Below are 20,009 nucleotides of genomic sequence, written 5' to 3' on the forward strand. Positions count from 1 at the left end.
ATCGCATCAATCGGACGGATGCTCCGAAGACTTGCACCCGCTGGCGACCAACCTCCGTTCAAATATCGACTTACAACCTGAATCGGTTTCCGGATAGGCTCTAAACACCAGCTGACCGTCCGGCTTGAAAGCAATGTTGCCAACCGCTTGATCAAGAGACGCGTAAAGTTCGAGTTCGGCCTTTGCGGTCGAGGACTCCTGTGACACTACCGGAGTTGCGAAGCCGCAGCAAAGCAGCGCGGCGAAGATGCAATTCTGAAAGGCCCGCTGGTAAGTTTGGATTCCGGGTTTTGGAAGGCGACGACTCATTGCTTTTTGCGGTCCGTTTTTGAAGAGAAATTGCCTTTTTGAATCGAGCAGCCGATACTATCGGTACTACGGCAAACTTCAAGAACGCACATTCTGGGCAGCTAGTATCAAAATGGTCACCTCTTCAAAACAACGACATAAAGACTATGAGAAGCCGGCTTGCCCAGTCGAAGCGACATTGGAGTTGATCGGGGGAAAGTGGAAAGGAATCATTCTCTATCATCTTCTTGATGGCAGGCTCCGCTTCAGTGAACTCCAGCGAGTCGTTGGCTGCGTGACGCAGCGGATGCTCATCAAAGCACTTCGTGAGCTCGAAGCCAACGGCTTGGTCAAACGCATTGTTCACGCAGAAGTTCCTCCGCGAGTTGAATACGAGCTCACCGATGTTGGCAAGTCACTGGAAGCGATTCTGAAATCGCTCAAGCAATGGGGAGATGATTACGCGCTGCAGTTGATCGAAGAACGAGAGTCTCTTCACTAACAGCCAATCGACTTTCGATTGCCGCTCTTCATTCCGCGAAAGCAGCGTCTGCAAACGCCACTTATGCGGAGCAGAAGGTAATACCGTTGAGGGTGATTCACCGAATTGAATAGGCTGGTAGCATCTTGAAAATGCAGAATAGCGCGGACAACACGGACGTCATCGCTACGGACCAAACGTTCACAGAGTGCATCGCCGAAGGATCGCATTTCGAAGGAGCAATTCTGACTCGGGTCACGTTCACGCGATGTGACATGTACTGGGCATCGTTCTTCATGACGTATCTCATTGATGTGACATTCAATGATTGCGATCTTCGTGGTGCCGACTTCAAAGCTGCCACCATGCGTGGCTGTCGTTTTCTGAACTGTGATGTTGGGACTGACGCGATCGGTGGGCAAACGGAATTTGGTGACACAGACCTGTCAACGGTACAATTTGTGAATTGCCGCGGACGCTGATTACCAATTGCGACGCCACCCGGGTCGGAAGTGCACGGAGAACCATCCGCCGCATCGGAGCCAGGGTTTGCACGTTCAGTCGGATGGGCAATCCCTTTCTCGGTCCGTTGGTGTCTGAAGTTCGCGGGAAGCCTCGCATCGAACAACACATCAAGACTCTTCTCTCTCCGCACAGGTTTGCACCAATGACGAAGTTTGCTTTCTTCCCGGCGTGGGGATTCTTTCTCATCACATTCATTTGCTGGATGCCAACCGCAGTTGCTGATGAATCCGCAGCCGAGGTCGAGACGGATCAAGAACGGGGGACGATCCGTTTCGAATTCTCGGGCTCTTACAATGTTGTCATCGACGGTAAAGCGGTGGCTTGGGGAGAAGGATCGACCACCATTGAGCTGAAGGAATCTTGGATGGATCGGATATCGGGCGATGGTAAGAGATCCATTCAGGAATCAAACCTCGTCATGGGCGATGTAATCGATGGAATTGCATCACTTCCCGCTACCATCCGTTCGGCAAACGAGACTCTCAAAATGCTTTCGGACCCGGAAACTCAGAAAGCACTGAAGCAGGTCGAGTCACTGCTTCGTTTGCTGCCGAAAGCAACTCCCGTGAGAGAATCGTCACCTAACTCAGATGCTGACCCAGAGTGAATTGAGAGCAACTCCCTGCGGTACTACGATCTCGTCCTTAAGCGACGAACCATGAGGTGCAACAAAATGACGTCCGATCCTGTGGCACCAAACCCGCTGAGTATTCGCACACTGCTGATGGCGACATGCGCTATCGCCATTGGATTCTCTGCTGCAACGGTCGGCCCGATCCCGCTTTCCCTTCGTCTGCTCGGACTTGCGATTGGTTTCTACGGGCTTGCAGTTTGCATTTTCGGCTTCAGCTTGTCGCTCCGCTGCCCGTATCGCGAAGTCGTTTTCCTCTTCGGACTTCCTGCTTACCTTTGCTGTGTCATCTGTGCGTCCGCGGGAGGCTTCCTTCTTCTCGTGACCATGTTTCGTCTCGAGGTGTCGTAGGTGAATGGTTTGTGAGGGACCGCACTGGCACGTGATTCTGAATTCAAATGCCGAACTTTGTTCGGCTTTGCTTGGACCATTACCGACATACATCAGGAGCCCGACGCATGAAATGTTTCAGATGTTTTTTTATTGCCTTGCTTTGGTGTCTCGCCGTTCTGGTAACTGCGGAGGATTTCTTCACAGCACCGCAAACGATCGTCGACGTCACCATCGATCCTGCTGGAAATGGTCGTGGCATGGTGATGACCGGAGCCAAGCTTTTCCATGAGACGACCCAAGCAAGCTATCACGATGAGTCCCAACGTGATCGCCCTGATTTGGCAAATCGCACGCAGGAGATTGCTCTGCTTCAATCGAAGTTCATTCGCTTCGGCGTGAATCAGATCGTCTTTCGCTCAGTTGGCGGCGGCTTTGAGTCCCGACACGATTGTCGTCAGTCGCGTAAATCGCAGGCCAACGCCTCAACGGCTGATCCTACGTCCAAACGGCGAGTGACTAACGGATAGAATTAGAAAAGCGAAGCAAACAACTTTTTGATCAACGACACGTCTTCCTGCCATCGGGGCTCTTTTGTTCGTGATTCCAGCAAATCCTAATTCGCGATAGGCAACTATGACAGCGATGCACCGTGAAGGCGAGTTGCTACAGCTGATTCAGAACACTTCGTCGCCGGAGGTTCGAGCTGGTCTCATCGCGGAACTCGAACGCACGCCGGTGCATTCTCGGGAATTCTATGCCCGCTGGATGTTCATCCATTGGGACGACTCGTTCCTCGACTGTTGGCCGAAAAAAGGATACGACTCCAGTGCGTCGTCGTTGCCGCGAGACATCCAATTGATGTGTGCGGCAGAACTTGGCAAGGCGGAGATCGGTAACGGCGGCTTTCACCAGTTCTTTAGCAACGAAGCAGGAATGCTCGCACCTGAAATGGTGGAGTGGTTTTCGCGTACAGGTTTGTCGGAAGTGGCGAGATTGTTCAGCGAAGCGATGTCCGTCTTCGGTGTTGAATATCCACGTGACCTGGCCGTTCGAAACAGCGTGCTGGAGGCCTTTGGCATCAATGAGCAATTCGGGGTGGAGTTATTTGACAAATTGGACGAGCGTTTCTTCGCAGTTTTCCGAGATCGAGTGCGGTTTGATCAAACGGCCAATGCTTGGTTGAGAGAGACTTGTGGCGTCACATCACTGCGTGATTCATACTGAAACCGGTTTAGCTGGCGGCGAATGCTGCGGGCAGACTTGCGGCGAAAGCGGAATGTCAATTCAGTACGCCGCACTCCAGTGTTTGCCAGCAGATGATGGGTTGCTTCCTTGCACTTGAAAGAGCATGAGGGGATCTAAATTGATTGCGATTTGGTTCATACGTTTCACAGTTGGTGTACTGACGCTGCTTCTGTTTCTCTCGGCAGCGTCCGGCGTCTTGGGAGCAATCGGGCAATCAATTGCCTTGTGCGTATTTGGGTGCGTTGTGCTGATTTGCATTGATCGTGGCATCCACGGGCTAGTTTGGTCTTTCAACCGAATTTGCTGCTACTCATCTGGAACCTTGTCTGTCGGCGAAGACATCAGTCCATCGCTTCGTGTAAACAGCGAATTAACCCAACGTTTGAAAGCAACACTCGCTGACCGACGAAGGGAAGAAGCGTTGTGGGCCGCACGCTATTCGCAGCGACGTTGCGCGTCGGAGGATGTGACGCGAGCCAAAACGCTGCGAATCCTAGCTGAGGTCGACTGTTTTCGGCACACCAAGAGACAAAGAGCGGAGCTGAACGAAATTTAGTCGCGTCGACACCGCATCGAGAGTAGAAGAGAAAAAGGTGTCGGACACCGAATTGGTTGATTGGGCAAGGGGGAGTCGGTATTCTTCTCGGCATGGGAAGACCAAAGCGTGCCGACGCGGCCGGCCACTGTTATCATATGCTCAATCGCGCAAACCTCCGTGCGACGATCTTTCACAAGCAGGAGGACTACGATGCTTTCATCGCGATTCTGCGTGAAGCGGTGGAGAAGTTCGATATTCGGCTGTTTTCGTTCTGCCTGATGCCCAACCATTGGCATCTTTGTGTCAGCCCAAACATCGATGGAGAGATGGGGCGTTTCGCTCAGTGGGTTATTTTGATGCACACCCAGCGATATCACGCTCATTACCACACGGCCGGGGAGGGGCACCTGTATCAAGGTCGCTTCAAATCGTTTCCGGTTCAAAGCGACGAGCATTTCCTAACCGTCGGTCGCTATGTTGAACGCAATGCCTTTGCCGCGAAGTTGTGCAAGTCGCCGGAAGACTGGCTATGGGGTAGCTTGTACCATTGGTCCACCAAAACAGTTCTTGGGAAACAGTTGCTCTCGGCATGGCCAGTCAGGCGTTCATCGAATTGGATCGATCGGGTGCGGGCGGAGTTTAGTCCATCCGAGCGTGAACAACTGGATTGGAGCGTGCGGCGTGGCGTTCCCTTTGGCGACGAGACTTGGGTGGAATCGATCGCACGTCGTTTCGGCCTGGAGTCAACGATGCGACCGCGCGGACGCCCGAAGAAACTGAAACGATGAAGCCAAGTATATCCCAAACAGCCAATTCGGTGTCCGACACCTTTTCCAGTCCATCGACACCTTTTCCAGTCCATCGCCGGATTGTGCCTTCAGGCTGTCGAGGCACCACCGGTTCAAGACGGCTGGTAAACCGTGACGATTGTATTTGTTCGTCTGCTCACAAGGGCTGTGCTCAATATGCCAGAATCATGGCGACGATGAGTTCCATGAAAACGTCCGGTCCAGCCAATCGCACAGGCCTGCTGGGGCACCAATGTATCTGAACACCTTCCACCGACGAGCGCTGCCGACATCATGCCGCATTGGTTTTGCAGAGTCACCTGTATGGCGATCCTGTCACTCGGAATCGTATCGCCCGCTGCGGCGATGCAAATCTTCGTCAAAACGCTGGCCGGAAAGACGATCACGCTGGACGTAGAACCCAGTGATACAATCGAGAATGTGAAGTCAAAGATTCAAGACAAGGAGGGCATTCCTCCCGCTCAGCAGCAACTGACTTTTGCTGGCAAAACATTGGAGGATGGAAGAACTTTGACGGACTACAGCATCCAAAAGGAGAGCACCCTGCATTTGCTCGTGAATGTCGGCGGCGGAAGTGCTGGTGCTGCGGCGGGAACCGGGGAGGAGTTGGCGGGCCTGCACAGTGGGATTTCCCAATCGTTGCTTTCTCTGGGAGGCTTTCAGTTCCAATTCCTTCGCGACCAAGTCAATGAGATTGCCGGCTCTCAATCAACCGGATTGGATCGACAGAGTGCTTCTGTTGCAACGGCTTCCATGGCGCGTCCGTCGTCTGTTCAGCTTGTCAGCTACCAGTCAACCATTGCCACTGATTATGCTCGCAACAATCTTTTGTCGGATCAGGGCGAGTGTCGAAGTCGGGCGGATCGCGGCGCCTGGCTGCGTGGGTTTGGGATTGGCGGTCGAGCGGAGAATCGAGATACAACCACTGCGTTCGACTACGCGGGAGGCGGTGCCCAGCTCGGTGTGTTCCGTTGGCTCAATTCCGAAACCATCATGGGGACCTACTTTGTTTTTGCGGGGCAAGATCTGAGCTTCGACAACGGAGTTTCTGCGAATGTCGACAGCACGCAGTGGGGTGGCTTTCTCCATCGACATGACTCGGTGGGTAACTACTATTTGCTCGCTGGTTCAGTGGGCTACAACGACCACGACACCAAACGGCAAGACGCTGAGGGCGACTTCGAGGGAGGGCAAGCCGGTTTGTTCCTGGAGCGTGGATGGAATCGACGTTGGAAGCATTTGGTCGTGCAGCCTGCTGCGTCGCTTCAGTATCTGTTCATCGGGCAAGAGGGATACCAAGAAGAGGGCGTGGCAGGTGCATATGTGGACGATTTCTCAGTCCACTCCTTGCGCAGCCGTGCCGGCTTCGGCCTCACTCCCGATCGATGTTGGACGTGGCGCGAACATTGGACGATTGCGCCAACGGTTCGAGTGGACTGGATGCACGAGTACTTGGATACCAATGCGGTCGTGTCAGGGGTTAGCGACGGAACCGCGTTTGCGTCACAGGCTTCCGATTTCGGCCGCGACTGGGCATTGGTCAATGTTGGAGTCAGGGGTAACCGAGGCCGGCAATGGTCCGTGTACGCGGGCTACGATTTGCAACTGAACGATCGCCAGGATTTGCACGTTGCCAGTGGTAGCATGATTTACCGTTGGTAGCGACGTTGTGGTTCGCAATGCACCAGACGGTTGGTGGCGTTGGGGTAGAAATCACAAGTTGGAAGCCCATGCCACACTATGGGGACCAAGAGTAGCAGGTTTTCTGCTCGGGCTCGAGGAGTGACCAATGTCGGGAGGCGGCTTCTTGCGTCAGTGCGAGGAGCCTCTCAACGTCATGGTGCCAACCAAAATCCAGCTTGACTCGACGTGCTCTCGGCTCAGCCCGCGGTGCACACAGCTGGATTGCGGAGAAGCGACAAGGGTTTCTTGAATTTGAACCTGAGTCAGTACAAGAGGCTGCTGGATTGGACAGCACAACGCACGCGGTCAGGTGCGACGGCAGTGAAGGAGATTTTGCCCGCGATCGCTAGGATTCTTGGTGAGCTGGGGACCGATGCGGGAAGAGTAAAAGGTGTCGGACACCTAATTGGTTGATTGGGCAAGGGGGAGTCGGTATTCTTCTCGGCATGGGAAGACCAAAGCGAGCCGACGCGGCCGGCCACTGTTATCATATGCTCAATCGAGCAAACCTCCGTGCGACGATCTTTCACAAGCAGGAGGACTACGATGCTTTCATCGCGATTCTGCGTGAAGCGGTGGAGAAGTTCGATATTCGGCTGTTTTCGTTCTGTCTGATGCCCAACCATTGGCATCTTTGTGTCAGCCCAAACATTGATGGAGAGATGGGGCGTTTCGCTCAGTGGGTTATTTTGACGCACACCCAGCGATATCACGCTCATTACCATACGGCCGGGGAGGGGCACCTGTATCAAGGTCGCTTCAAATCATTTCCGGTTCAAAGCGACGAGCATTTCCTAACCGTCGGTCGGTATGTTGAACGCAATGCCTTTGCCGCGAAGTTGTGCAAGTCGCCGGAAGACTGGCGATGGGGTAGCTTGTACCATTGGTCCACCAAAACAGTTCTTGGGAAACAGTTACTCTCGGCATGGCCAGTCAGGCGTTCATCGAATTGGATCGATCGGGTGCGGGCGGAGTTTAGTCCATCCGAGCGTGAACAACTGGATTGGAGCGTGCGGCGTGGTGTGCCCTTTGGCGACGAAAACTGGGTGGAATCGATCGCACGTCGTTTCGGCCTGGAGTCAACGATGCGACCGCGCGGACGCCCGAAGAAACTGAAACGATGAAGCCAAGTATATCCCAAACAGCCAATTCGGTGTCCGACAGCTTTGCCAGTCCCCAAACGAATATGGGAGGTCTCCGAAAGTGGTGCAAAGCAAATCGAATACTAGGCAAGCAAATGCTGGGAGAGGCGAGGGCGTTTTCCTCGATCGATCAAGATTTCTTGGGCGATTGTGCTCTCTGAGAATCCTGGCTGTCATTGCTGTTCAATTGGCTTTTCCTGCGATCAGTTTCGGGCAATCGCACGTCGGCGTGGATCTGGTCGAAACTGGACTTTCCCCTTCCGCCAGAACGCTAGCTTTTGATGACACTGGTGAATACCTGTTTGAACTCTCGAAACAAACAGTGCGTGTCTACACGTGTGATGATGGCTCTTTGATTCGAGCGTGGTCTCAACCAATATCCGACGGATCGAACGCGATTGGGGAGGCATCATTTTCACGGCGTGCGATGAGCCAGATTTGTCTCGCATTCGAAGGCAAGAGTTTGATCGTCGTGACGGATCGTGGTGTGAACATTGTGAATTTGCACGACGCAATAGCAGGGTGTGGAACGCCTGAAAAATTGCTTCGAAGCGCCGACTTCGGTACCCATCGTTCCATCAGCTTTGTTTGCACTCATCGGTGATGAGCGAGTTGTCTTCAGGTTGACGGGGGAAAACGGTGATGAGTGTCTCGCTCTCTGCCGGGTCGGCGGCGATCGAATCATTTTCGAGAGCAGGGTTTCGTTGCGAACGGACTGCTCGTCGTTGCCTGGAAGCCTGTATGATTCTGGCTCGGGAAATCGAAGAGCATATTTAGCGGGACCGACACCCGACGAAAGCGGACTGACTGCCCTGCGAGTGGTGCCTGACGCAAAACATCAGTCATTTCCTCCGGCTCAAATGAGTTGCACTGCGGAGAAGCTAAAGATCACCTGGAACGAGAGCAACTACGGTTCAATCGAAGTACTCGAATCGTTCCGATTGCCGACATCTCCCGTGGCAGTCTCACCAAACCTTGAACAATTGATAGTCGTGGCTGGTCGACCGTTGAACAAATCGTTCTACGAGCAAACGTTGGGGATCTCGGCAACCAAACAAGTTCGACTTCGGCGACCGGTAAGACGCATCGTCGGAGAGTGGGCTCAGCCAGTCGGCGTGCCGGGTTTTTGGTGCAGAGATGGGTCACGGTTCTTCGTCAACGACGCCAATTGGTCAACAAGAATTCGTTCTGTACGGATCAGCGTTCATGACAACAACGGTGACCGTGTCTGCGATCTGCCACTGGGCAACGGCATAGCCGGTGAAGTTTTGGCCGCTTCAAATGATGGACGACGGGTCGTGACCAAGCTCCTACTTACGAGGCCAAATTACGTGAGTTCAGGATCAAGCAAGTCCAGTTCCGCGGATTTCGTTTTGTGGGATCTGGCTGATGAATGATCCGTAGTGAGCCCTTTGCCTTCGCGATCAAAGCAGGAATCATTGGATCGTTTCAAAAGGGCGATGTCACTTGACATGGCGTGCCTGCGAACGGCAAAAAAGTTGACCTCGGCAGAGGGGATGGCATACCATCAACCGGACCGTTCAAAAGCGGTGCTTGCCGCCGGACTCTCGAGGTCGGTGATCCCACCGGCTCCTTTTCCGTGTTGAAGGAAGTTGAACCATGAAACGTCGGACTTTCATTGCGTCGCATCTATTGGTCGCGGCTGTCTTTGCGACGGCTGGATCGCTTGTGTCACTTGAGCTGTCAGAGCGAGAGACGGTGTCTGCTCGCCAGCAACACTACATCGACAGGGCGAGAGTTTGTATCGACGCCGCTGAAATGCTCCGAGGTGACGATGCCTTGGAAGCAAGAAATTACCTTGAGTCGATGGCGATCCATTCAATGATGGGAAGCATTCCAAACTCGGGTGAGTTCCGCGATCTGCCATCGCGAGGCAAGACGCTGTTTGTCCAAGCCCAACAGTATCAACAAGCCCACCCTGATTCGGTTTTCGAAATTCACCCGATGAGTGAGGATGAGCCGAAACCGATTCAGGTAAGCGAGCTTGTCGCATCGATCCCCAGCAAGGAGCCTGACACTTTAATTCAGTGAGGCATCGAGAAGACGAAGGCGACCGGTGCCACTCACCAGCTCGTAGACATACGGCTGGACCGAGTGTACGCGAACGTCTCGATTGGTAGGGCGACACATGCCTAGCCTTGTGAGTTGAAAATTGAGGGCGTGGAGTCTGGAAAGTATGTGCAAAGCATTCACTCGCCCTCGATTTGGGCTGAAGACGCTCCTTGTGCTGACGCTCGTATTTTCAACTGCTTTCTTTTGCCGAGTTGAATATCTGAGGTGGCTAGAAAGACAACGATTGAGGAATCTCCGCGATGGTTTCATCCAGTGGGCTGACGAAACCGATTTATCCAGACCGAAGGTTCGTTTCAATCAAATGCTTTCCAGAGCATACGAAACAGAAAGCCCTGTTGGCCAAGGCCTAGAACGTCCGTTTATCGTTTCCAACACCTTCGTGGTGTTAAAGGACAACGGTTTAATCTTTGATCCATTCTTCGAGACACCTGATTCAGCTCGCTTTTACGTTCTTCCATCAGGCAAATGGGTCGGAACCGTCGACGAGGTGATTGCCGAGTGGGATCAATGGCACGGATTTGACTACTGACCGATCCGTGATTCAGCAATCGGTAACAAAGAATGGCGACAATGGAAATGAACAGTCTCCAAAACCGTGGCGTTCGACTGGCCGTGAGCTTTCTCGGCGGCGTCCTGGTGATGCTTTTATTGGGAGCGTTCTTCGCGTCGGGTGACAGCCTGTCTTTTGGGAATACCACGGTCAGCTATTCAGTCGAAGATGGGCTGGGTGGGATAACGCGCGTCGAGAGCTTGAAAGTCGATTCAGCGAAGCTCAGTTCTGACTTTCTCACCATCATCGAGCCCGGTGGTCGCGCTCAGGTGTTCCCACTCGACCGAGTCGTCCGCTTCAGTTGCAGGCCCTGACCCGAGCCAAAATTGGGCCGCCGAGTGAGGTCAACCGGAACGCTGTCAATAGTTACTCTCATCTGTCCGTCTATGACCCCCATCCCCATTTCTTCGTGAACCGTTCCGTCATTTAAACCGAATGAATCCGAATCCCTACCATTCGTCCGGTACTCAGCAGACGAACGTGCAGCGACTACGATCTGTGCCAGTGTGGATTGTTGGTTCTGTTTTCGCTGCCGTGTCCGCGTTCACACCGTTGTGGTCGGGTGTTCATCTGCTTGGACAAGAGTTCGGACTTTTTCCGGTTCCCTACGGGATGTTTGACATTGAAGTCAATGGCACCCCAGTATCGAACCGATCGTTCATTTGGTCGTCGTTGCTGGCTGGCGGGTTGCTCATCGGTATTGCGCTCGCCTGCATCCTTCGTGCTCATCGCAATTACAAGCACAACATCAACGTTCGGGCGGCTGGTAGCCAGGCCACCGGATAATCAGTGAAAGAGAAGGGGAACGGAGGTTGTCGTTGTTTCCATCCGCTCTCCTGTGACCTTTCTTTGCCCGAATGGACCCAACTCGATCATCGGTAGGTCTCCAGGTACCGTTCTTGAAACAGTTCGCCTAGAGCTTGAACTTCCACATCGATTTCGCTGTTTTCGACGCCTCCGCGTCCAGGCCGTTCTCACGATCGAAACGGCGTAGGTCCACATCGACTCATCGTTGCTTTTCGCCTTCGCTGAGTATTTGAACGACGCTAGCGGTGCAGGACTCGGTTGGCGGCATGCTTGCGACGTTTGGGTGTGAAGACGGTGGGGCGGGCGACTTTGATCGGCTGGTCCTAATTGGTGCCCGGGGGTGATCGCTTGCCGGTGATCCAGTTGCACAGGTAGCCGATGCCCACATTGGAATCAGTGCTCCGTTCGCGGTGGTACACCGCGATTATTCGTCGACTTCTCCGGCGTCAGTCCGCGATGGCGGATCGCTTGGATTACCTGTTTGATAACACCCTCACTTATTCCCAAAGATCTCAGCACCACAACCACCGCGGTGTCGAGCGGCAATCCCGGATTGGTGCCCGTAGTCCGTTTTCGTGTCAATTGCAGTTGTGGTTGACCTTCCGGTTTTGCCAATCGATCACGTATCGGTTCGCGGTTTGACCGACATGGAAATGCCGGTCTTTTTGAACCATTTGAAATTGATCTGCGATGTTCTGAGAAAGACTTGCGGTCAGCTTGTTGGAGTGTTCTGCTCAGGCGAACTGCAATTTGTTCAATTGCGCTGCCGCCTTCGTGTCTTTGGTGAGGTCCCTAAAATGCGATGTTCTGTCTTCTTGTTCGGTTTGTTGCTTCTCGTCACGGCGGGCTGTGCTGAGATTCGCAATCCGTTGACGCTGAAGCCGGGGGTTGCTTTTGATCTTCACGCGGTTGCGGAAGAACCGGGGGACAACACCAAGGCAATTGCGGATTCGAGTGGCACGCCGCTTCAGTTGATTGTTCCGCCGATCATCACGGCGTCCAATGTGCGTGAGGTGACCGTCAGTACTGACCGGAATGGCACCGTCGCGCTCAACGTGAGCGTGGATGCTGCGGGGGCAGCGATGCTTCGGGCCGCCACAACCAATCCGGGTAGCCAAGTCGCTCTGGTGGTGGATGGGGAGATTGTTTCCGCGCCGGTGATTCATTCTCAGATCAGTGATGAGTTCCAGATCGCCGGACCCTATTCCGAGTCCGACTGGGAGAAGTTGATCGAATAGCCAAACCGAATGGCGTTACAATCGGTGGTTCGCTGCTCGTGTTCGTATGGTGACCGGGAACGACGAACCATGTACTCGTGGACGATCCTCGTAGACGGAAGATGATTGTGATGGTTTCACCAAAGTCGTGTTTGGCAATTGCCTTGTTGGCCGTCGCAGTGCTGCTCGTTTCAACGAGGACTTCGGCGCAGAATTCCGCCGAGGATTCGGGGGCTCGCGTTCGAGAACTCTTGGTTGAGAAGCGGGACGTGCTTGCAAAGTATGTTGACCACACCGAATCGCAGTTTGCGACGGGGGAGCTTTCGTCGGTGGATGTGCTCGATGCAAAGCTAGCCTTGTTGGATGCCGAATTGGAACTCGCAGGTGCATCCGAAGACCGCGTCAAAATTTTGCGTCGGCAATTTGAACTCCAGAAAACGAAGGAGTCGCAAGTTGCCGAGTTGTACGCACATGGCAACGTCACTTTCAAAGAGAACATGAATGCGGTCGTCGAGAGGATTGATGCTGAAATCGCTTTGTCGCGAGCGATGGGCGGCGAGTGAAGACGAGTGGTCTCGCGGTTTGGGTTTTCTCGTCGCGTTTGGCGAACCGCTTTTTCAATTCGAATTGTGCCGGCCAATATCTTGGCAGTGGCTGACGTGATGTGAGAATGCAGGTGAGAACCCAGCGACTGGGCGATGTGATTTTCGGCGTGGCATCGAATATCATTTGGTGAGAGACGGCTTGGTTTGGACGTCTCTTCACTCCCCACAATGTGAACGCAGCATGTTTTGTCCTTCTCCGTCGGTAACTGGCCGTTTGTCGTTTGTGCGGTCGTCGTTTTCGTCAGCACTGGCCGCGTTGGTGTTGGGTTTGTTTTGGTCGCCGAGCGTTTTGCACGCCGTTGATGGCCAGCGTGTCTTGGTGGGCAAAGGGGCAGCGTCCGAGGTGCAAGTCACGACGGACAGTGCGAATTTGGAATCCTTGGATCAGGGAGCTTGGACGCTGAGCGTTGCTGCCAGCGGCGGTTATCCCAACGCGCAGTTTCGGCTGAGCCAGGGACCCATCTCGTTGGACGGTTTCGACGCGATGGAAGCTGAGGTGTTCAATCCAGGTGATCACCCCGTCAAAGTCGTGTTGACGGTCCGCAATCCAAACTCGCGCGGCCGAGACGGAAGCAGTGCCGCGGCGGCAACGGTTCCGGCGAAGTCGTCCGGCGTTGTTCGCACGGCGTTTGGTTCTTGGCACGGTCAAACCGACATCCCGTTTGATCAATCTCGAATCGAGTCGCTGTCGGTGGTGATCGAGAAGCCGAAGCAGGCGACCAGCATTGTGTTGAGCCGGATCCGCGCGGTCAATGAATCGGCGTTGTTGGAGCAGTTGAACAAGTCCGATTTCTTTCAGCAGCAAGAGCCGTTCTTTGGTCGCGGCGTCAACATCGGCAACACGTTGGAGGCTCCCAACGAAGGCGAATGGGGGCCAAGGTTGGAAGCCAAGCATTTGGATCTGATTCAAAAAGCGGGATTTGATTCGATTCGTGTGCCCGTCCGTTGGTCGACTCACGCGAAGACCCGACGACCTTACACCATCGATCCGGAGTTCATGCGGCGCGTGCGTTGGGTGGTGGACGAAGGACTCAAACGCGAGTTGAAAGTGATGATCAACATTCATCACTACGAGGCGTTGTATCAGTCACCCGAGCAGCAGGAGGAACGCTTTCTCGCGTTGTGGAAGCAGATTGCGGACGAGTTCGCCGGCATGCCTGATGAATTGGTTTTCGAGGTGCTGAACGAGCCACACGACAACTTGGACGCTGGTAAGTGGAATGATCTGCTGGCGAAAACGCTGCCGGTGATTCGCGAAAAGCATCCTGATCGGACGATCGTGGTCGGGCCGGCGAACTTCAACAACATCGCCGCGCTGCAGTTCTTGAAATTGCCGAGTGATTTGACGGCGGAAGATCGCAAGAAACTGGTGGCTACGTTTCACTACTACTCGCCCTTCCAGTTCACTCACCAAGGTGCCAATTGGTTGGGGGCTGAGTCAAAGGCTTGGCTGGGGACCACGTGGAGCGGAACCGAAGAACAGAAGAAAGCGGTGCGGAACGATTTGGATCGGGCGCTTCGATGGAGCGTTGAAAATGAAATCCCGATTTACCTGGGCGAGTTTGGTGCCTATCAAACGGCCGATTCAGAGTCGCGAGCGACGTGGACACGTTTTGTGGCTGAGGAAGCGATTCAGCGCCGAATGGGCATTGCTTATTGGGAGTTTTACTCTGGGTTTGGGATGTACGATCCAGTCCAAAACGAGTGGCGGGCGGACTTGCGAGATGCGGTGCTGGGAAAGTGAAGTGCGGGAATGCGTCAAGCGATCACGGGTTTCCATTTGGATGAGGAAGGGCACTTTGTCGCGCAGCTAGCCTGCGGGCATCATCAGCATGTTCGGCATGACCCGCCGTGGATGAATCGATCGTGGGTCACCACGGACTCGGGGAGGCGATCGATGCTGGGGCACCCGCTGGAATGCGTGAAGTGCGAGGAAAACTCACCCTGCGATCCCGCGCGGTTGAGCCTCACAGAAACGCAAGAACAACTCGGTCGCGAAACGGATTGAGCTCGATCCCCGTTCGCAGCGTCTCCGTGGGCGAAGGCTCGAAATTCGCTGAATCGGCGTCAATTGCGTTTGGGCGTGACTGGTTTGCGGTTGTTCCGCGGCGGTGAAATTTGGTATCGGCGATGGCTCTCGACCGAGGTGCATAGTGGCTGAACCAGACGAACCCAAGAACGACGCGAAACCGGGCGGACGGTCCAAGGCGACCGTGGCTTCCCTGGGGTTCGTGACGATGTTCACGATGGTGGGATTTGCCTACATGTTTTCCATCGTCGCGGGTGGGCGTGAGATCGACGCTCGCCAGACGATGAATTTGGCCTCGGCTCAATATGTGGCGGGCAACATCGTGGTGGCTGGTGATTTGGCCGCGAAAGCGACGTTGGACGAAGAAAACGAAGAGGAAATGGAGCTGTACCCGATGCAGCAATTCCTCATCGGAGCGGGATCATTCGCGAGGGCTCACCAGGCCATCTCACCACGCGACCGCCATGAGCAGATGGAAACGGCATTGCCGTACCTGGAGCGTTCCAACGACTTAGGTTTTCCCGACGGTCGCGATGCGGAGGGCCACCGGATGTTGGGCGAGGCCTTGCATAGCATCGGTCGGCACGAACGAGCCGTGAAGCATTTGAGACGCGCGGTCGAGATCGATTTGACGCTTCGGTCCAAGCTGCTGCCCTTGTTGGCTCGATCGTTGGCGTCTTCCATTTCGGCCAAGCCCGATGAGGCGTTGCGAACGATCGTCGAACATTTGAACGAAGCGAGCTTGGACAATCGCGGTCGCAGTGAAGCGGAGATCTTGCGAATTGAATTGTTGAATCAATTGAAGCGATACGACGATGCGTTGCCGGTGATTGCTCGCGTGGAAGATGAAATCAGCGACGAGCTTCAGTTGCAAATGCCATGGGCGATGCAGTTGCAAGACCAGCTCAGTTTGCAACGCGGCGTGGCACATGTCGGACGGATCATCGAAAGTTTGCCTCGGGAAATTACGGCGCAGGTCATCGCGGGCATTCCCGTGGTCAGTGGGCGCAAGCTACCGCAGGATCAACAAAACGAGCTGCTTGAAACGATTCGCGTGTTGGACCAATTGCAACGAGAGGCCGAACCGAAAGTCGCCGGCAGCGCACGTTTGTTGGTCGCTCAGTCGTATCTGCTGCTGGATGATCCCGATTTGGCGTTGGCTCGTCTGACGCAGGCTCGTCAACAACGGCCGTTTGATTCCCGCGGATTGGAAGGCGGTGTGTCGGAAATTGAACTGCTGGCCAGCCGTGCGATGGGAGACGATGTCGTTCAGACGGCCAGCTATCTGGTGCGAGAAATTGGGCAAAGCCAATACTTGGATTTCCCCGAGACGACTCGGTTGGAGGTCAAGCAGCGAATCATCGACGCCATTGCCGAGCTGCGTGGTGCGGGTGAGTTTGAGCCGGCGGTGAAGACCGCGACCGTGACATCTCCGGTGCTCGGCGTGGCGAGTTCGCACAGTCAGGCTGGGATTGCTTACCGCGATTGGGGCGAGGCGACGCTGGAAGCTGGTAAGGGACCGGGCGGCGAGCTTTCGCGAGAGGCATCGGTGGCGGCTCGGGAGCGATTCCGCGGGGCCGGGGACGCTTTTTCGGACGCGGCCAAAGAACAATTTGACACGGACGAATACGTGCCAACTTTGTGGTTGGCGATTGAGTCCTATCAAAAGGGCCGACATTTTTCGCGAAGTGCGGCGTTGCTCGAAGATTATTTGCGTTACGAAGACCGCGGCCGAATTCCGCGAGCGTTGGTGGCTCACGGACGAGCGTTGTTGGCCGACGGGAATGCAAAAGCCGCGATCGATTCGTTGCAAACTTGCATCATCGAATACGACCGTGACCCGATGCGATATGACGCGCGATTGTTGGCGGCTCAGGCGGCGGCTGATTTGGGCGATCGCGAAAGTGCTCGGGAGTGGTTGGAAGCGAATTTGACGGACGGTCAGTTGACGCCGCAAAGTCCGGCGTGGCGAGATTCGTTGCTGACGCTCGGTGAGATGTTGTTCGCCGAGAGTTTGTCGGACACATTGAAGGCGCGTGAACTGGAGTGGAGCGAACGTGTGGAGGCGCTTCGTGCGACACGCCCAACCTTGCAGGCTGCCATGCGTCGATTGGATGAAGCCGTCAAGCGTTACTGGCCTCTGCCTCGCACCCAGATGGCAGCGTACTCGCTGGCCCGCGGTCATTTGTTATCGGCTGAGTTGCCGGAGGTGGAGCTGGAATCGGACGGGTTGCAGGACACGGCTCGTCGAGGTCTGGGGCAAAAAGCGAACTTGGAACGGAAGGCGGCGTTGGATCAATTCGCGATGCTGGCGAATTTTTTGCAAAACGAACAACGCGACAACGACTTGAGCGACAAGCAGCGTGCTCTGCTTCGGAATTCATTGATCGGTCAGGCCGACACGCTGCGGGACATGGATCGTTATGCCGAAGCGGCCGAGGCGTATCGCGACATGTCGCTGCGTTACATGAATGAACCCGCATCGTTGGAAGCGTTTCTGGGGCAATCGCAAATGATGCGAAAGATTGGACGCGAACGCGAAGCGGATTTGTTGATTCGGCAAGCCAACCTGGTGCTCAGCCGAATTGGTGCCCAGTGGGACGATGAATTCGACAAGGTGACACGTTACGATCGAGCCGGTTGGGAGCGATACTTGGCTTGGATGGTGGAGCGTTTGGACCAAGGGGCTAAACTGACCAGCCAGGCTACGCCGTGATTAAGCCGTGATCGGGCGGTGATCACGCGGTCATTGCGTGGCGTCATCGGGTGCGTTCATCCGAGCCCACGAACATCCTGTAGGAGTTGGAGCGAATCATGGAAGCGGCGATCGATCGACGGTTTGAGTTGTTGCAGTTGTTGTTGGAGTTGACCCAGCGACAGGAGGCTGCCATCTCGCAAGGGCACATGAACGAACTGATGAGTGTGCTGGGGCAGAAGCAAGTCGCGGTGGAGCAGTTGGTTCAGTCGGCAAACGAACTGAAGCGTCAGCGTGCGGAAGCTGGCGAAGGTTACACCGTCAGCGATGAGTATCGCCAACGCAGCGAGCAATGCGATGAAATGCATCGCGAATTGATGGAGCTGGAACAGGCCAGCGAAAAGATGCTCACCGAAACGCGGGAAGAGGTCGCCGAGCAATTGCAGCAAAGTGACGGCTCGCGACGAGCTGCACAGGGATACGGGCAAGTAGGAAGGACGCCGTCCGCTGGCGGAAGCACGTTGGATTTGTCGCAGTGAGGATCGCGGCAGCGAAAGTTCTCGCCGCGCATAAAAAAACCGCCATCTGGGATAGATGGCGGTGCCAATGATCTTCAAATCGACGATGCGTCAATTCAGGCGGGGGTCACGTTTTCAGCACAAGGGCCTTTGGGGCCGCGGCCTTCGGTGTAAGTGACTTTTTGACCTTCTTGCAACTCGTCGTAGCTGACGCCTTCAACGTTCGAGCAGTGGAAGAACAAGTCTTTTGGCCCCCCAGTGTCGATAAAACCGAAACCTTTGTCGGTGAGCCGCTTGATTGTACCTTCTGCCATTCTTCTTCTTCCGTTCGTGTAACTTCGTGGTGTTTCTCACGCCGAGTGCGTGAGCTATCCCACCACGAGGGGGACTATAACAGAATCAGGTGGGTCCATGGGAAGATACCCTGTTCAAAATTCGCGGATTCCCGGAAATCGCAAAGTTTGATTGCAAAACCAAGCGAATTCAGGTGGGAATCGATGCCTATCGGACGTGAATTTTTTGTGACTGGATCGTGATCGTGTTCACGTCCGCGTCGTAGGTTGCTTTTCCGGAGACCGTGACCACGTCTCCTTTGGCAAGTCCCGCCAATTGGTCCGCTCGCGTTTCGCGAACGGAGCCGGCATTGTCGATGATTTGAACCACCGCTTTTGGTGCGTTGGCCGCGCGACGTTTGCAGAAGGGGCAGTTGTCCGCGTGCTCCGGATCACCGCCCGTGTGGGCTTCGTCGGGCAATTCACTGAGCATGAACGTAGCGGAGCCAGGTTCGAACGCTTCGAATTCGCCCGCGTCAACTTTGCCCACCAGCGTCAATTCTTCGGGTGGGGTGGATTCCTCGGCGTCGTAGAGTTCTTTGACCTCTGTTAACGAAAGAGCTGTCTCCGGAGCGGATTCAAGCAAAACCGTCGGGTCCGAGGCCGCGTTGACGTCGGCGGTTTCCGTGTCCGTGTTGCATCCGTTCGTGATCGCGACGCTGAACAGCATCAAGAAGGCTGGGAAGCGGAATTTCATTGGATGTCTCCGAGGATTTGAATGGCGTCATCGATGTCGCCGCTGACGTCGCTGTAGTCCGCACCTTCATCTCCGTGCAGTTTTGCATCGACCGTTCCGAAGGCTTCGAACAGTGTGTCGATGGCGGCGAGAGCTTGTTTTTTCTGTTCTTCGGCCATGTCGCTCTTCTTCACGCACGATTCGGTTTGCTCCAAGAGATTGCCGATGTCGTGAAGCTCGCCGTGAATCGAGTCGACGTCGTCGTCGCCAAACCCCTTCGCGATGGAGGTTTTCATCTGCGTCAGGCGATCGACCGCTTCGGCAAACGTTTCGGGAGCCGGTTCCGAATCCAAATGCACGAGCGCGTCAGCGTCCAATCCAGCAGCGGCGGCATCGATCGTTTCGTGGTCATGCCCGTGGTGATCGTGCCCATCATGATCGTGTCCGTCGTGCGAATGATCGTGGCCGTCATGATTATGACCGTCGTGGTCATGGCCATCATGATCGTGGTCATGCTCGCCGTGTGAATCGGCGGTCGTTTCCGGCGGAGCGGAAGGCTGGCACCCCGCGAAAGCGAAAAGTGACAAGGCCAGGGTGAAGTGCAGGAACGATTGGGTCATCTTGGCAACTTTCCATCGGGGCAGAGGGGCGGTGTTCGCGGGAGTGATGCTTGGAAGTCGAGGGGCAATCAAGTGATTGCGACTTTCGTTTCGGCATCCACGATTCCGCGTGAAGTGTGTTTGCTACGCACTATTTTAGCGTGCAGTTCGTCGCGAATCCTAGCTGATGAATATTTTGCCAATGCAAAACG

At 54.8% G+C, this 20,009-nt stretch carries 21 protein-coding genes; 18 read left to right on the plus strand and 3 right to left on the minus strand.

What is annotated here, in order from left to right; all coding sequences use genetic code 11:
* The first annotated feature begins 421 nt into the window (after positions 1 to 421).
* From LOC70_RS22110 to LOC70_RS22195, 18 genes are all read left to right on the plus strand, one after another.
* Complete coding sequence (locus LOC70_RS22110) at positions 422 to 790, plus strand: winged helix-turn-helix transcriptional regulator (RefSeq protein ID WP_230256230.1); 369 nt, start codon at positions 422 to 424, stop codon at positions 788 to 790.
* Between the two features lie 131 nt (positions 791 to 921).
* Positions 922 to 1,251 (plus strand): pentapeptide repeat-containing protein, encoded by a 330-nt coding sequence (locus LOC70_RS22115; protein ID WP_230256231.1) that lies wholly within the window; start codon positions 922 to 924, stop codon positions 1,249 to 1,251.
* A gap of 185 nt (positions 1,252 to 1,436) precedes the next feature.
* Complete coding sequence (locus tag LOC70_RS22120) at positions 1,437 to 1,901, plus strand: hypothetical protein (protein WP_230256232.1); 465 nt, start codon at positions 1,437 to 1,439, stop codon at positions 1,899 to 1,901.
* Positions 1,902 to 2,383: 482 nt separating this feature from the next.
* Positions 2,384 to 2,785, plus strand: coding sequence for a hypothetical protein (locus LOC70_RS22125; RefSeq protein WP_230256233.1), 402 nt, complete (start codon positions 2,384 to 2,386; stop codon positions 2,783 to 2,785).
* Between the two features lie 106 nt (positions 2,786 to 2,891).
* Complete coding sequence (locus tag LOC70_RS22130) at positions 2,892 to 3,482, plus strand: DMP19 family protein (RefSeq protein WP_230256234.1); 591 nt, start codon at positions 2,892 to 2,894, stop codon at positions 3,480 to 3,482.
* Positions 3,483 to 4,196: 714 nt separating this feature from the next.
* Positions 4,197 to 4,829, plus strand: a complete 633-nt coding sequence (locus LOC70_RS22135) for a transposase (RefSeq protein ID WP_230256235.1) — start codon at positions 4,197 to 4,199, stop codon at positions 4,827 to 4,829.
* A gap of 324 nt (positions 4,830 to 5,153) precedes the next feature.
* Positions 5,154 to 6,512, plus strand: a complete 1,359-nt coding sequence (locus LOC70_RS22140; RefSeq protein WP_230256236.1) for an autotransporter domain-containing protein — start codon at positions 5,154 to 5,156, stop codon at positions 6,510 to 6,512.
* A gap of 512 nt (positions 6,513 to 7,024) precedes the next feature.
* Positions 7,025 to 7,657, plus strand: coding sequence for a transposase (locus tag LOC70_RS22145; RefSeq protein ID WP_449314302.1), 633 nt, complete (start codon positions 7,025 to 7,027; stop codon positions 7,655 to 7,657).
* Positions 7,658 to 9,295: 1,638 nt separating this feature from the next.
* Complete coding sequence (locus LOC70_RS22150; protein WP_230256238.1) at positions 9,296 to 9,727, plus strand: hypothetical protein; 432 nt, start codon at positions 9,296 to 9,298, stop codon at positions 9,725 to 9,727.
* Between the two features lie 145 nt (positions 9,728 to 9,872).
* Positions 9,873 to 10,298: a hypothetical protein gene (locus LOC70_RS22155; protein ID WP_230256239.1), complete on the plus strand. Its 426-nt coding sequence runs from the start codon at positions 9,873 to 9,875 to the stop codon at positions 10,296 to 10,298.
* Positions 10,299 to 10,345: 47 nt separating this feature from the next.
* Positions 10,346 to 10,633 (plus strand): hypothetical protein, encoded by a 288-nt coding sequence (locus LOC70_RS22160; protein ID WP_230256240.1) that lies wholly within the window; start codon positions 10,346 to 10,348, stop codon positions 10,631 to 10,633.
* 121 nt (positions 10,634 to 10,754) lie between these two features.
* Positions 10,755 to 11,105, plus strand: a complete 351-nt coding sequence (locus LOC70_RS22165) for a hypothetical protein (protein WP_230256241.1) — start codon at positions 10,755 to 10,757, stop codon at positions 11,103 to 11,105.
* 818 nt (positions 11,106 to 11,923) lie between these two features.
* Positions 11,924 to 12,364, plus strand: a complete 441-nt coding sequence (locus tag LOC70_RS22170) for a SecDF P1 head subdomain-containing protein (RefSeq protein WP_230256242.1) — start codon at positions 11,924 to 11,926, stop codon at positions 12,362 to 12,364.
* A 110-nt stretch (positions 12,365 to 12,474) separates the two neighbouring features.
* On the plus strand, positions 12,475 to 12,906 hold the full coding sequence (locus LOC70_RS22175) for a hypothetical protein (RefSeq protein ID WP_230256243.1): 432 nt from the start codon (positions 12,475 to 12,477) through the stop codon (positions 12,904 to 12,906).
* A gap of 223 nt (positions 12,907 to 13,129) precedes the next feature.
* Complete coding sequence (locus LOC70_RS22180; RefSeq protein ID WP_230256244.1) at positions 13,130 to 14,692, plus strand: glycoside hydrolase family 5 protein; 1,563 nt, start codon at positions 13,130 to 13,132, stop codon at positions 14,690 to 14,692.
* Positions 14,693 to 14,701: 9 nt separating this feature from the next.
* Positions 14,702 to 14,956 (plus strand): DUF3565 domain-containing protein, encoded by a 255-nt coding sequence (locus LOC70_RS22185; protein WP_230256245.1) that lies wholly within the window; start codon positions 14,702 to 14,704, stop codon positions 14,954 to 14,956.
* A gap of 145 nt (positions 14,957 to 15,101) precedes the next feature.
* On the plus strand, positions 15,102 to 17,693 hold the full coding sequence (locus LOC70_RS22190) for a tetratricopeptide repeat protein (RefSeq protein ID WP_230256246.1): 2,592 nt from the start codon (positions 15,102 to 15,104) through the stop codon (positions 17,691 to 17,693).
* A 98-nt stretch (positions 17,694 to 17,791) separates the two neighbouring features.
* Positions 17,792 to 18,211, plus strand: a complete 420-nt coding sequence (locus LOC70_RS22195; protein WP_230256247.1) for a flagellar export chaperone FlgN — start codon at positions 17,792 to 17,794, stop codon at positions 18,209 to 18,211.
* A gap of 95 nt (positions 18,212 to 18,306) precedes the next feature.
* On the opposite strand, the gene LOC70_RS22200 is transcribed toward LOC70_RS22195, so the two are convergent.
* The 3 genes from LOC70_RS22200 to LOC70_RS22210 all read right to left on the minus strand — a co-directional run bounded on the left by LOC70_RS22200 (position 18,307) and on the right by LOC70_RS22210 (position 19,818).
* Positions 18,307 to 18,504 (minus strand): cold-shock protein, encoded by a 198-nt coding sequence (locus LOC70_RS22200; RefSeq protein ID WP_230256248.1) that lies wholly within the window; start codon positions 18,502 to 18,504, stop codon positions 18,307 to 18,309.
* A 187-nt stretch (positions 18,505 to 18,691) separates the two neighbouring features.
* On the minus strand, positions 18,692 to 19,219 hold the full coding sequence (locus LOC70_RS22205; RefSeq protein WP_230256249.1) for a hypothetical protein: 528 nt from the start codon (positions 19,217 to 19,219) through the stop codon (positions 18,692 to 18,694).
* Complete coding sequence (locus tag LOC70_RS22210) at positions 19,216 to 19,818, minus strand: hypothetical protein (protein WP_230256250.1); 603 nt, start codon at positions 19,816 to 19,818, stop codon at positions 19,216 to 19,218. The genes LOC70_RS22205 and LOC70_RS22210 overlap by 4 nt, the downstream gene beginning before the upstream one ends.
* Positions 19,819 to 20,009 lie beyond the last annotated feature (191 nt).

Origin of the sequence: Rhodopirellula halodulae, assembly GCF_020966775.1 — a bacterium.
In the GTDB taxonomy this organism is placed as follows: Bacteria; Planctomycetota; Planctomycetia; order Pirellulales; family Pirellulaceae; genus Rhodopirellula; species Rhodopirellula halodulae.

What these genes read in the sequence shown, in the direction of transcription:
- LOC70_RS22200 (WP_230256248.1), bottom strand. Translation starts at nt 18,504, where the DNA reads ATGGCAGAAGGTACAATCAAGCGGCTCACCGACAAAGGTTTCGGTTTT.
- LOC70_RS22185 (WP_230256245.1), top strand. Translation starts at nt 14,702, where the DNA reads ATGCGTCAAGCGATCACGGGTTTCCATTTGGATGAGGAAGGGCACTTT.
- LOC70_RS22150 (WP_230256238.1), top strand. Translation starts at nt 9,296, where the DNA reads ATGAAACGTCGGACTTTCATTGCGTCGCATCTATTGGTCGCGGCTGTC.
- LOC70_RS22175 (WP_230256243.1), top strand. Translation starts at nt 12,475, where the DNA reads ATGGTTTCACCAAAGTCGTGTTTGGCAATTGCCTTGTTGGCCGTCGCA.
- LOC70_RS22110 (WP_230256230.1), top strand. Translation starts at nt 422, where the DNA reads ATGGTCACCTCTTCAAAACAACGACATAAAGACTATGAGAAGCCGGCT.
- LOC70_RS22195 (WP_230256247.1), top strand. Translation starts at nt 17,792, where the DNA reads ATGGAAGCGGCGATCGATCGACGGTTTGAGTTGTTGCAGTTGTTGTTG.
- LOC70_RS22180 (WP_230256244.1), top strand. Translation starts at nt 13,130, where the DNA reads ATGTTTTGTCCTTCTCCGTCGGTAACTGGCCGTTTGTCGTTTGTGCGG.
- LOC70_RS22145 (WP_449314302.1), top strand. Translation starts at nt 7,025, where the DNA reads ATGCTCAATCGAGCAAACCTCCGTGCGACGATCTTTCACAAGCAGGAG.
- LOC70_RS22165 (WP_230256241.1), top strand. Translation starts at nt 10,755, where the DNA reads ATGAATCCGAATCCCTACCATTCGTCCGGTACTCAGCAGACGAACGTG.
- LOC70_RS22125 (WP_230256233.1), top strand. Translation starts at nt 2,384, where the DNA reads ATGAAATGTTTCAGATGTTTTTTTATTGCCTTGCTTTGGTGTCTCGCC.
- LOC70_RS22135 (WP_230256235.1), top strand. Translation starts at nt 4,197, where the DNA reads ATGCTCAATCGCGCAAACCTCCGTGCGACGATCTTTCACAAGCAGGAG.
- LOC70_RS22160 (WP_230256240.1), top strand. Translation starts at nt 10,346, where the DNA reads ATGAACAGTCTCCAAAACCGTGGCGTTCGACTGGCCGTGAGCTTTCTC.
- LOC70_RS22155 (WP_230256239.1), top strand. Translation starts at nt 9,873, where the DNA reads ATGTGCAAAGCATTCACTCGCCCTCGATTTGGGCTGAAGACGCTCCTT.
- LOC70_RS22130 (WP_230256234.1), top strand. Translation starts at nt 2,892, where the DNA reads ATGACAGCGATGCACCGTGAAGGCGAGTTGCTACAGCTGATTCAGAAC.
- LOC70_RS22120 (WP_230256232.1), top strand. Translation starts at nt 1,437, where the DNA reads ATGACGAAGTTTGCTTTCTTCCCGGCGTGGGGATTCTTTCTCATCACA.
- LOC70_RS22170 (WP_230256242.1), top strand. Translation starts at nt 11,924, where the DNA reads ATGCGATGTTCTGTCTTCTTGTTCGGTTTGTTGCTTCTCGTCACGGCG.
- LOC70_RS22210 (WP_230256250.1), bottom strand. Translation starts at nt 19,818, where the DNA reads ATGACCCAATCGTTCCTGCACTTCACCCTGGCCTTGTCACTTTTCGCT.
- LOC70_RS22140 (WP_230256236.1), top strand. Translation starts at nt 5,154, where the DNA reads ATGGCGATCCTGTCACTCGGAATCGTATCGCCCGCTGCGGCGATGCAA.
- LOC70_RS22115 (WP_230256231.1), top strand. Translation starts at nt 922, where the DNA reads ATGCAGAATAGCGCGGACAACACGGACGTCATCGCTACGGACCAAACG.
- LOC70_RS22205 (WP_230256249.1), bottom strand. Translation starts at nt 19,219, where the DNA reads ATGAAATTCCGCTTCCCAGCCTTCTTGATGCTGTTCAGCGTCGCGATC.